This is a genomic window from Nodosilinea sp. FACHB-131 (assembly GCF_014695395.1).
Lineage (GTDB): Bacteria > Cyanobacteriota > Cyanobacteriia > Phormidesmidales > Phormidesmidaceae > Nodosilinea.
In genome coordinates this window covers 56,398-68,633 of record NZ_JACJOF010000008.1, presented here as the reverse complement: position 1 = coordinate 68,633, position 12,236 = coordinate 56,398, and the positions used below count along the sequence as shown (strand labels likewise).

The following is a 12,236-nucleotide window of genomic DNA, read 5'->3' as shown; positions in this document are numbered from 1 at the left end:
TTTAGACGGTTTTGGCAGAGCTAGGCGTTTGTTCGGAGCTGAAGGCCTCACCAAAGCATAATTTCTGTCTTTGGGTTTTTCTTCGCAGCGGCCCGCAACCGCTTTAAAGATCAGATGAAACTCAGCAAAGATTCCCGGTTTTCTACGAGAAATTGCGTAGACGGCATTGCAATTTCTATCCTGATTTTCGTTGCTATGGTTGACCTAAGCCGTTATAAGTTTGCCCATCGCCCATCCTCGATCTCTGTTCAGAGGGATAGAGGGTTTACCCTCATTGAGCTAATGGTTGTGGTCGTGATCCTCGGGGTCTTGGCAACTGTAGCCCTTCCTAGCTTTCTCAATCAAGCGGCCCGCTCCAAACAGGCCAGAGCGCTGAAATATGTTGGTACGGTCAATCGAGCCCAGCAGGCATTTTTTGTAGAACATTCTCGCTTTGCCACCTCCACCGACGAGCTGGGTTTTGCTAGGGAGAATGCTCCCCCCGACTACACCTATACGATGACCGCCGGAGGTGCCGGCCTAGAAATTACCAGCACCCAAGCTATGCCTACCAACCCGGCGTTGCGAGGCTATGCCGGGGTCGTCTTTGCCACCGTTGATCCCAACGGCTTGGCCCGACTAGGCACGGCCATCTGCCAAGGCAGTACCGCAGGCGTCCCCGCTCCAACGCCGATCGCGGTGGCAGGGCAGGTGCAAATTGCCAACTGCAATACGCTATAGCGCTGCGCTAGGGCGGTGGGCAGAATATGAGGTAGGCGGTGTCAGGTCTAAAGCTTGAGGTGGGAGACAGAACCTTATCTCTAGGACCTCAGCGGTGTCCCCAAATTTGCCACGGCTGACCCGATTGCGATCGCAGATGTAACAAACACTACGAACTACCGTGGCTGAGGGACAGGGGCAGCGTTACAGTAAAGGTTACTCTTCTACTGCACTCACCGTGGGATTTGCCCAGCCACCCCCAACCGCCCCACCCACCGCTACCGATATTCAGGGCCTGTTTGATCGCATTGCCCCGGTGTACGACAGTCTGAACGAACGCCTCAGCTTTGGGCTGCACCGGGTGTGGAAGCGCATGGCCGTACGCTGGAGCGGTGCCGCTGTCGGGCAGCAGGTGCTGGATGTCTGCTGCGGCAGCGGCGATTTAGCGCTATTGCTGGCCCACCAAGCAGGCGCCACAGGTGCAGTGTACGGTCTTGACTTCTCGGCGGAACTGCTAGCGGTCGCTGAGGAGCGCTCCCGCCGTGCCCACCTGCCCGCTCCGCTGCACTGGGTGCAGGGCGATGCCCTGGCCCTGCCCTTTGAGGCCAACACCTTTGATGCCGCTACCATGGGCTACGGCCTGCGCAACCTCACCGACATTCCCCAGGGGCTAGCCGAGCTGCGACGGGTGCTCAAGCCCGGTGCCAGCGCCGCCATCCTCGACTTTCATCGACCCCAGGGCTGGGTAGCCGAGCAGTTTCAGCGCTGGTACCTAGAAACGTTAGTAGTACCCACCGCTGAGCAAATGGGGTTAACCGACGAATACGCCTATATCGGCCCCAGCGTCGATCGCTTCCCAACCGGGCCAGAACAGGTGAAGCTCGCCCGCCAGGCTGGGTTTGAGCAGGCCGTTCACTACCCCATTGCCGGGGGGCTAATGGGGGTGCTGGTGGTGAGTTGCCATGACCGGGTCTGAGCTGTGGCTACTGCTGGCGCCGCCCATTGTGGGCGGCATCATTGGCTATTTCACCAATGACATCGCCATTAAAATGCTGTTTCGCCCCTACCGCCCTATCTACCTGGGCAAGCGGCGGTTGCCCTTTACCCCGGGGCTAATCCCCAGCAACCAGGAGCGGCTGGCCCAGCGCATCTCTGACACCATTATGGGGTCACTGCTTACCCCTGAGGAGTTGCAAAAACTGGCCCGGCGGCTGCTGCAGACCGATCGCACCCAGGCGGCTATCAAGTGGCTGTTGCAGCTCGCCCTCGATCAGGTGCAGAGCCGCGCCCAAGACCGCACCACCAAAATTGCCGGGGCGATTTTGCAAGACCTGTTTGGCAAAACGCTGCCTCGCCTGGTTCGCGTTTGGGCGCGGCGCGAAGACTTTTTAGAGCCCCAGCTCAACCAGCTGTTTGACCAGGTGCTGCTCGACTTTAAGCTCACGGCCGACCAAGCTGACCAGATCGCCACCTGGCTACTCAGCGGCGTGTTCCCCCCTGATAAGCTGCGCCAGCTGACCGTCGACTTTCTCACCGATCGCAACATTCAGGTGATCGACACCATCTTTCGGGAACGCACTAGCGGCACCTACTGGGTGGTGGCCAACCTGTTTGGCGTGCGCAACGCCCTGAGCCGCCTGCGGGCCTTTTGCCTCGACGAGCGAGAGGTCAGCAACGCGCGCATTGCCGAGCTAGTGGTGGCCCTTCAGCTCAAGAAGCGTTTGAAAGAGTCACTCCAGCGGGTGTCGCTGCAAAATCTGCCCGTGTCAACGGTGCGCCAGGTGCGCCGCAACCTGCGCGAGTCATTGCAGGGCTACATCCGCACCCTGGGGCCAGAGTTCGTCAGAAATCTAGGCAACTCGGTCAATTGGGAAACCCTGGCTACCCAGCTGCTCAATCGCCTGCAAAATTCTGAGGTGATCACCCAGTCCTTAGACCCGGTGAGTGAAGAGTTGGCGCTGATTTTAGAGCGCTACCTAGAGCGGGATCTAGAATCACTGGTGGCGCAGATCATTCCAATTTTAAATATTGACCAGGTGATTATCGACCGGGTGCGGGGCACCTCGGCCAAGGATCTGGAGCTGGCAATTCAGGGCATTGTGCGCAGTGAGCTGCAGGCGATCGTAAATCTGGGCGGCATTTTAGGGTTTGCGATCGGGCTACTGCAATCCGGGTTTTTCTATTTTCAACGTTCCGGTGGTGTTTAGCGGTCACGGTTTGCTCTATAGCTAGAGAAACCATGAAGCATTTGCCAGCCTCAAAGCTCGGTTAGACTGGCGGTGGGGCATCAATGCCTGGGCAGCAGCCTAGGCAGCGGTGAAAACTTAGGTACATGGGTTGGCGGTACTTTATCTCTCTTCGGACGGATTCTTGCTGCTAATCTTATAACGAGAATAAATTAAATCCCAAGAAAACTACAGCTTCTCTTTTAGGCTTTTTGAGCGGCTTGCGTTCATTTAGCCAGACTCTTTTTATAAAATACTCTTTTTTCCAAGCCAACACTTAGACCACTACTTCCGGGCAATTTAGGACGGGCAGCTTGAGGAAACCGAAAGCTGGAAGGTGCCTCGATCGCTGTCATCGTCTCAGTCGATTAGAGGCTGAAGATTCTGGTTGCCCCTGGCTTGTTTGGGTATGGATAGGAGAGAGCTGTAAATGGTCCAGCATCAGCAGGCGGCTGATCATTTGTTTGGGGGCGGTGGTGAGATGGGGGCGTTGATGCGCTCCTACGATTGGTCAAAAACACCGTTGGGCGCGGTTGAGCAGTGGCCGCAGAGTCTGCGATCGACCCTGAGCATTTGCCTGAATTCCCGCTTCCCCATGGCTATCTATTGGGGACCAGACTGCTGGTTGCTCTACAACGACGCTTGGCGACCGATCGTAGGAGACAAGCACCCCTGGTCGCTGGGCCGCCCGGCCGACGAAGTCTGGCCCGAGATTTGGGACGACATTAGCCCAGATTTTGCCAAGGTGTTTGCTACAGGCGAGGGCGTGTTTTACAGCGACACGCTGTTAGTGATGCATCGGTTTGGCTATGACGAAGAATGCTTTTTTGACTATACGTTCAACCCGATTCAAGGGGAGGGCGGCAAAATTGACGGCATTCTCAACGTGGTCAGTGAAACCACCTATCGGGTGTTGAACGATCGCCGCGCCCAACTGCTGCGCGAACTGGCCTCGCGCACAGGCAGCGCCAAGACCGTTGACGATGCCTGTGGCCTGATGGCAGAGGCGCTTAAGTCTGGCTCGGCCGACGTGCCGCTGGCGCTGCTCTATATCGTCAACGCCGATGGCAAAACAGCCCATCTCGGCGGGAGCACTGGGTCTGCCCTGGGGTTGCCCACGATGCCTGATCAGGTTGACCTGACCGTTGAGGATGAGGCCGGAAGCTGGCCGATCGCCTCAGTTGCGCAGACCGGTCAGGCTCATACCATCGATGACCTGGTCAGCCGCTTTGGCCATCTGCCGGGCAGCCCCTGGCCGGAGCCCCCCCAGGAAGCCATGGTCTTGCCCATCCTGGTGCCGGGGCAGGCCAAAGCCGTGGGGGTATTAGTGGCGGTAGCCAACCCCCGCCGTCGCGTGGACGCGGTCTATCGCGATTTTTTTGAGCAGGTTGCCGGGCAGATTGCGGCGGCGATCGCCAATGCCCGCTCCCACGAGGAAGATCGGCGGCGGGCTGACAAGCTGGCCGAACTCGATCGCGCCAAGACGGTCTTTTTCTCCAACGTGAGCCATGAGTTTCGCACGCCGCTGACCCTGATGCTGGGGCCGGTGGAAGCAGCCCTGCAAGACACCCAAGATGCCGCCCAGCGGCAGCGGTTGGAGTTGGTCTATCGCAACGCGCTGCGCTTGCAAAAGCTGGTCAACACCCTACTCGATTTCTCTCGGATTGAGGCGGGGCGAATTGAGGCCAGCTATGAACCTACCGACTTGGCCCAGCTGACAACGGACCTGGCGGGGGTCTTTCAGTCGGCGGTGGAGCAGGCCGGACTGCGGTTGATCGTAGACTGCCCTCCCCTGGCGACCCCTGCCTACGTGGACCGCGACATGTGGGAGAAAATCGTGCTGAATCTGCTCTCTAACGCCTTGAAGTTTACCTTTGAGGGCGAAATTGCGGTGGCTCTGCACGGTAGCCCCGACCAGATTCAGCTGGAGGTGCGAGACACGGGGACGGGCATTCCGCCCGAGGATCTGCCCCATATTTTTAAGCGCTTTCACCGCGTGCAGGGAGCCAGGGGCCGCACCCACGAGGGCTCAGGCATCGGGCTGTCGCTGGTGCAAGAGCTGGTAGGCCTGCACGGCGGCACCATCGAGGTCACTAGCCAGGTTGACCAGGGCACCTGCTTCACCATTACCCTGCCCACCGGGTCTGACCATTTACCTAGCGAACGCATCCACAGCCCCCGCACCCAACCCTCCACCGCCACCGGAGCCACCCCCTACCTCCAAGAAGCCCTGCGCTGGCACCCCACCGAGCCCCAAAATCCCTCCCTCACCCTCCTCACCTTCCCCACCCCCTCACTCCCCCACATCCTCCTCGCCGACGACAACGCCGACATGCTCGACTACGTCGAGCGGCTGCTGAGCCCGCATTACACCGTCGAGACGGCTAGGGATGGCCGAGCCGCGATCGCCGCCATCCGCCAGCAGCGCCCCGACCTGGTGCTGACGGACGTGATGATGCCCGAGCTCGACGGTTTCGAGCTGCTGCGGCAGCTGCGGAGCGACAGTCAGACCCAGGAGTTGCCGATTATTTTGCTGTCGGCCCGCGCGGGGGAAGAGTCCCGCATTGAGGGTTTGGCGGCAGGGGCCGATGACTACTTGATTAAGCCGTTTTCGGCGCGGGAGCTGTTGGCTAAAGTTGAGGCCACCCTGAAGCTGGCGCAGCTGCGGCAAGAGGCTAAAGCCACTTTGCAACGGAGTGAGGAGCGATCGCGGCTGGCCATTCGGGTGGCGCAGCTGGGCACCTGGCGCTACGACCTGCAAACCAATCTGGTCGAGCTAGACGAGCGCATGCAGGAAATTTGGGGCGAGACAGCGACGCCGCTGTCACTGGCCCAGATCACAGAGCGGGTGCACCCCAACGATCGCGATCGGGTGATCAGCGCCGTCAGTGCGGCTCTGAAACCGTCATCGATGGGCACCTACGAAATTGACTACCGCATTGTGTGGGACGACGGCACCGAGCGCTGGATTATGGCCAGTGGTCAAGCTCTTTTTGCGGGGGAGGGCGAATCGCGGCAGGCGATTGAGCTGCTGGGCACCGCTCTCGATATCACCGAACGCAAGCAGACCGAGCTGCTGCTGGCAGAGCAAAACCGCCTGCTAGAGCTGGTTGCCTCAGGGCACCCCCTGGAGGATTGTCTGACCGCCGTCTGCCTCGCGGTATCGCGGCTCAATCCCCAGATTCGGGCTGGTGTGCTGCTGAGCGATACTCAACAGCAGCAGTTTGTTGGGGTGATTACCCCAGACTTTCCGCCGTCCTTTGGCCAAGCACTCAAGGGTGCCCCCACTAATGACCTCTACATCGGCACCTGCGGTGAGGCGGTGTATACGGAGCAGCCCGTTACCTGCCAAGACATTGCCAACGACGATCGCTGGTCGGCTACCTGGCGCGATCTCTGCCTGGCCCACGGCATTCGCGCCTGCCACTCTACCCCGCTGTTAGACCTGGAGGGGCGGCCCGTGGGGTCACTCATGCTCTGTTTTGGCCAGGCTCGACAGCCCACCCTGTGGGAATACCAGCTGGCCAGCTTCGGCAACCAGATGGCCCGCATTGCCGTTGAGCGCGATCGCGCCACCCTGGCCCTGCGCGACAGTGAGTATCGCTATCGCACCCTGTTTGAGTCGATGGATCAGGGCTTTTGTGCCTGTGAGATGCTGTTTGACGACAGTGGCAAACCAGTGGACTATCGCTTTTTAGAGGTCAACCCCGCTTTTGAAACGCTGACGGGGCTGCAAGGCGCGATCGGCAAAACGGCGCGGGAACTGGTGCCAAACCTGGAGCCTTTCTGGGTCGAGACCTATGGCCAAATTGTGCTGACAGGGAAGCCCCATCGGTTTGAGCATGAATCTGCGGCTATAGGCCGCTGGTTTGACGTCAACGCCTTTGTTGTGGGTAAACCCCAGAGCCATCGGTTTGCCATTCTGTTTACCGATATCAGCGATCGCAGAAAAGCTGAGCTGGACCGGGAGCGATTTCTCGCGGTGGGTTCAGATCTGCAGGTCATCACTGGCTCTAACGGCTATTTTCAGTGGGTCAGCCCTACCTTTGAGCGCATTCTCGGCTGGACTACTCAGGAGATGCTGGCTCGCCCCTGGGTAGAGTTTGTCCATCCCGACGACGTGACGGCATCGGTGAGGGAAGCTAGCCAAGGGTTTGCCGGCAGCGAAACGTTGGCCTTTGAAAACCGATATCGCCACAAAGACGGCTCCTACCGCTGGTTTCTCTGGAATGCTCGGTTTCACTCAAACGGGCAGGTGCTCTACGGCGCTGCCATTGATATCACCGATCGCAAGCGCATGGAATCGAATCTGCGCGAGAGTGAAGAACGCTTCCGCAGCATGGCCGACAACGCGCCCGTCATGGTCTGGGTGACGGATTCGACCGGCTACTGCACCTACCTCAGCCAAAGCTGGTACGACTTCACCGGGCAAACTGAGGAAACCGGGCTGGGACTGGGTTGGTTAGAGGTGGTTCACCCAGACGACCAAGCAACATCTAGCCAGACATTTCTTAATGCTAATGAGCACCAGGCAGGCTTTCAGCTGGAATATCGCCTGCGAGCCAAGGATGGCACCTATCGCTGGGCAATCGATACGGCTAGCCCCTGGTTTGGGGCAGACGGTCAGTTCAAAGGCTACATTGGCTCAGTGCTGGATATCAGCGATCGCAAACACATAGAAGAAAACCTGCGGCAGCGCGAAACCGAGCTGCGGCTGGTCACCAATTCCGTGCCGGCGCTGATTGCCTTTATCGATGCTGACCAGCGCTATCGCTTTAACAACCAAGGCTACGAAGACTGGTTTAGCCAGTCTGCCACCGACCTCTACGGCAAGCACATTCGCGAGGTGGTGGGAGACGCCGCCTACGAAAACGTGCGCCCCTACATAGAGCAGGTGCTGGCTGGACAGCAGGTGACCTTTGAGCGATCGATCTTGTTTAAGGACGGCAGCCTCCGCTACCTGAGCGCCACCTACGTGCCCCGCGTCAATGACCAGGGCGTTGTAGAAGGGTTTGTGGCGCTAATTAACGATCTCAGCGATCGTCGCCAGGCCGAAGAAGCCCTGATCCAGAGCGAAGCGCGCTACCGCTACCTGGTCGAGTCCATTCCTCAGCTGGTGTGGACGGCCGACGCCGAGGGGGTACTGCTCGACGCCAACCAGCGCTGGTGCGACTTCACCGGGCTCACCCCAGAGCAGATCAAAACAACCGGCTGGCAGGCCGTAGTGCACCCCGACGACATTCCCGTGCTCAGCCAAAACTGGGCGATCGCCCAGCAGCAGGGCAGCAACTACCAGGCCGAGGGCCGCATGCGCCGGGCCGATGGCGTCTATCGCTGGCACCTGCATCAGGCCGTACCGCTCAAAACAAAACGGGGGCGAATTCTCAAGTGGTTTGGCACCGCCACCGATATTGAAGACCAAAAACAACTAGAGCAGCAGCGCAGCCAGCTGCTCCAGCAGGAGCAGGCGGCCCGCGCCGCCGCCGAAGCCGCCAGCCGCACCAAAGATGAGTTTCTGGCGGTGGTCTCCCACGAGCTCAGGTCGCCCCTCAACCCCATTCTCGGCTGGGCCACCCTGCTCAAAAACGGCACCCTAGACGAAACCAAAACCAAACAGGCGCTCTCGGTAATTGAGCGCAACGCCAAGCTGCAAACCGAACTGATCGATGACCTGCTCGATGTGTCTCGCATGCTGCGGGGCAAGCTCCAGATCTCGGCCAGCCCGGTCAATTTAGCTACCATCATCCGGGCCGCGATCGAAACCGTGCGCTTGGCGGCAGACGCTAAGTCAATTCACATCGAAGCTCACCTAGAAACTGACGTTGGCCTGGTCTCGGGCGATGCCACCCGGCTACAGCAGGTGGTGTGGAATCTGCTGTCTAACGCCGTTAAATTTACCCCCGCTACCGGGCGGATTGATGTGTGTCTAGTGCGGGGTGACGTCAATCAGGCCCAAATCGTTGTCAAGGACACGGGCAAGGGCATTGTGCCTGAGTTTCTACCGCTGATTTTTGACTACTTTCGCCAAGCCGACAGCGCTACGACCCGACAGTTTGGCGGGCTGGGTTTGGGGCTGGCGATCGTGCGCCACCTAGTCGAGCTACACGGCGGCACCATTCAGGCGGACAGCCCTGGCGAAAACATGGGAGCGACATTCACCGTCAGCCTACCAACCCTCGCCCACCAGGCCCTGGCCCAGCCAGACCTCCCCCTCCAGCAGCCCTCCCTAAGCCTGCCAGGCACTCAAGTCTTAGTAGTGGATGACGATGACGATACCCGCACCTTCATCACCTTCTTGCTAGAACAGGCCGGGGCCCATGTCGTCGCTGCCGCCTCGGCCAAGGAAGGCTTAGCTGCTCTCAAGCAGGCCCGACCCCAGGTTTTAGTCAGCGACATCGGCATGCCCGACATGGATGGCTACATGCTGATGCAGCAGATTAGAGCGTTGCCGGTCGAGCAGGGCGGACAGGTGCCGGCGATCGCACTGACCGCCTACGTCAGAGAGACTGATCGAGAGCAATCCCTCGCCGCCGGGTTTCAGCGGCACATTTCTAAACCAGTAGAACCTGCGACCCTACTGCGGGCGATCGCCGAGTTGCTCCAGCCCTAATTTCCCCTCGTCCTGCCGCTAAATTGCGTCTTCCACCCGTTTTAGGGCCACAATCACCGTTGTCAGCCACAGCAACCCAACGATGACCCCCACGATTATATCGCTGGGCCAGTGAGCCCCCAGCACCAGGCGTGAGCCAGCAATCAGGCCAATCCAAAACACCACGCCCAGGATAACCAGCAGTCTCTCAATCCAGCTGCGAGAGGCTTGGCACCACAGGTAAGCCAGCAGCCCATAGACCGTAATCACCACCACCGCATGCCCCGACGGAAACGAATGCAGACCCGGAGCCGCGATGCCACCGGCCACCAAATCGGGCCGCTCCCGGTTCCAGTAGCCCCAGCCAATCCACACCAGCGCAAATTGTAGCCCGTAGGCGGCCATCATAGTGGCGGCCAGGAGAGGGCGCGATCGCGCCACCATCACCCCCACAAATACCCCCACTACAGGCACCACACCGAGTAAATTACCCGGCGATTCCCAGGTGATTGCCCTCGAAAAACTCAGCGGCACCCCCTCAGCCAGCACTGGCAGCAGCCGCGCATCCCACTCCTGTAGACCCTGGTCGACATGCCCCTTAGCCCAGACGGTGAGTGCCAAAGTGACCAACGCGCACAGCCCTAGACCGATTGCTAACGTGCCCGCCCACCGCCGCCATACCGCTTGAGGCACTTTGCGGCAGTCTTGCCAAAATCGATACCAACCCTGCCTGAAAGTTTGAGCTGCTACCCAACGTGCCATGCCGCGTTCAACTACTTATCGCCACAACCAGAAGAGGTGTATGGTAGCACCTCTATTTGTCGGCAATGTACCTAGATACAGCGAGGTGCTAAGGGGAAATACGGCGATAGCGGGCCTGAACCTCAAGATGAATGCCGTAGGCAACCAGACCAAGGGCAACGATTCCCATGAGCCAGGCTCCGTGGGGCTGTTTCTGAATGGCCTGTAAAGCGCTTTCAGTGGTGCCGGCCTGGCTGGCATCAGCGGCCCGGGCCGCTTGAATAAAGAAATAGCCAATAATGACGGCGACAACTCCCTTAGCAGCATAGCCAAATCGGCCAATGCGAGTGATCCACTTCTCGGTGTTAGCGCTCATCTCAGACAGCTTAAGCTTGCGACGAAACTCGGTAGAATAGGCCCGATAAAACGAGTAAAACCCGTAGGCCACACTGGCTACGCCAACGGCGGCTACCAACCATCGACCAAAGGGTTGCGAGAGCAATGTGGCCGTTTGCTGTTCACTGCCACCACCGCTGCCCGAAGAATTGCCAAAGACTAGCTTTAGAGCAGAGAAGGCTAAGCCACTGTAAATTAGCCCGCTAGCCGCGTAGCCGAGGCGTCTGCCGATGGCTGCTGCTCCGCTGTCCTGGTGCTCTGGATCTTTAATTGCCTGCACAAACTGCCAGAGAACATACCCCAACAGCCCTAGGGCTACTAGAAACAGCATGAGCTTGCCAAAAGGTTGAGATGCGATCGCTTGAAAAGCGCCCTCGGTGCCCGTTATTCTCCCACCCCAGTCAAAAGCAGCCATGACAGCCAGCAATCCGACAATCATGTAGACAATTCCCTTAGCAGCATAGCCAAATCGCGCTAAGCGTTCGATCCACTTTTCAGGCTGTTGTCCTTGAGGAGTTAATTCTTGAATGTTCATTGACACTACCTATACGGTTAGCTTTATAGCTCTAAACAAAACTACCGAGGGAAATATTTCTCCAAAGTTTCACCAAGACTTTCATCTCAGCTAGACGTACTCTACTGAAGGTAATAGATTTATACCCGTTAAATCAGTCTGAACCATCCTTCCCACGCTAGAGTTCTCGACAGTTACAACTCTACCTTTCGGCATTGCCAAAGTAGAATAACCATTTGCGTTAGCGGTATTTTTCCTAGTTCCAAGAAGACCTAGGCTCGCTGGTCAACATCAAAGGTCAGCGGTTAACAGCCCTCCCTAGGCTCAGCAGAAAGTCTAGATTAAGTAAAGCAACCAGCAAACTTTAGAAGGCAGCTGCAAAGGTGCTGTCTTATGCACGAATGGGAACATCAAACAAAAATACTTGCCGAAAAATTAAGATGGAAAAATCCAAAAAAATACCTTGCTTTTAAGAAAGCAAGGCTTAACCGCAGCATAAAAACCCTAGGAATACGGATGCCGTCTATCGCTTCACGATAATCCAGACAGCATGAATAATGCCGGGAATATAGCCCAAAAGCGTCAGCAAAATATTGATCCAAAACTGAGTGCCGATCCCTTCCTGAAGAAAAACTCCAAGGGGTGGCAGAAAAATGGCCGCTATAAGCCTCACAATATCCATAGGATTTTTTAACCCAATTCTTATCTGTCTCCAATTAAAAGACGTTTGCGTGAGTATGGCATCTATCTTTGGTTACTACCTCTATCTACACAAAGGCATAGCTAAATCAATATGATTCTTGAGGAAGATGACCATCCAACCTCGGCAGTCATAAATTTCAAGTAGGAAGGTAGGTTTCGAATTTAGTTAGGATTCAATCCCGTTAGAAGCAAAGTTGCATTTCTACACATAAACGAATCTTTTGGTAAGAATACTTACCAGATATTAAACCTGCCAACGATATAGGGTATTCGTTTGTGCATTACTAGCAAAAACAAATAACAGTATCTCGATAGTTAACATGTTTATTTTTTAATGCTCCTGCATCGGAACGGTAAAGTTCTGCAATTT

7 protein-coding genes are annotated in these 12,236 nt (G+C 57.3%); 4 read left to right on the top strand and 3 right to left on the bottom strand.

Going from position 1 to position 12,236, the window contains the following annotated elements:
• Positions 1 to 195: 195 nt before the first annotated feature.
• From H6F75_RS05015 to H6F75_RS05000, 4 genes are all read left to right on the top strand, one after another.
• Positions 196 to 720 (top strand): type IV pilin-like G/H family protein, encoded by a 525-nt coding sequence (locus tag H6F75_RS05015; RefSeq protein ID WP_190749837.1) that lies wholly within the window; start codon positions 196 to 198, stop codon positions 718 to 720.
• Positions 721 to 937: 217 nt separating this feature from the next.
• Positions 938 to 1,675 (top strand): bifunctional demethylmenaquinone methyltransferase/2-methoxy-6-polyprenyl-1,4-benzoquinol methylase UbiE, encoded by a 738-nt coding sequence (gene ubiE, locus H6F75_RS05010; RefSeq protein WP_190749835.1) that lies wholly within the window; start codon positions 938 to 940, stop codon positions 1,673 to 1,675.
• A complete protein-coding gene (locus H6F75_RS05005) occupies positions 1,662 to 2,906 on the top strand; it encodes a DUF445 family protein (RefSeq protein ID WP_190749833.1) in 1,245 nt (414 codons plus the stop codon). The genes ubiE and H6F75_RS05005 overlap by 14 nt, the downstream gene beginning before the upstream one ends.
• A 448-nt stretch (positions 2,907 to 3,354) precedes the next feature.
• Complete coding sequence (locus H6F75_RS05000; protein ID WP_190749831.1) at positions 3,355 to 9,534, top strand: PAS domain S-box protein; 6,180 nt, start codon at positions 3,355 to 3,357, stop codon at positions 9,532 to 9,534.
• Positions 9,535 to 9,552: 18 nt separating this feature from the next.
• Here H6F75_RS05000 and H6F75_RS04995 read toward each other — a convergent pair whose 3' ends face one another.
• The 3 genes from H6F75_RS04995 to H6F75_RS04985 all read right to left on the bottom strand — a co-directional run bounded on the left by H6F75_RS04995 (position 9,553) and on the right by H6F75_RS04985 (position 11,846).
• Entirely contained in the window at positions 9,553 to 10,275 is a 723-nt protein-coding gene (locus H6F75_RS04995; RefSeq protein WP_199303757.1) for a phosphatase PAP2 family protein, read from the bottom strand.
• 88 nt (positions 10,276 to 10,363) lie between these two features.
• Complete coding sequence (locus H6F75_RS04990; protein ID WP_190749829.1) at positions 10,364 to 11,185, bottom strand: DUF1206 domain-containing protein; 822 nt, start codon at positions 11,183 to 11,185, stop codon at positions 10,364 to 10,366.
• 502 nt (positions 11,186 to 11,687) lie between these two features.
• Entirely contained in the window at positions 11,688 to 11,846 is a 159-nt protein-coding gene (locus tag H6F75_RS04985; protein WP_190630608.1) for a YqaE/Pmp3 family membrane protein, read from the bottom strand.
• Between the last annotated feature and the right edge of the window lie 390 nt (positions 11,847 to 12,236).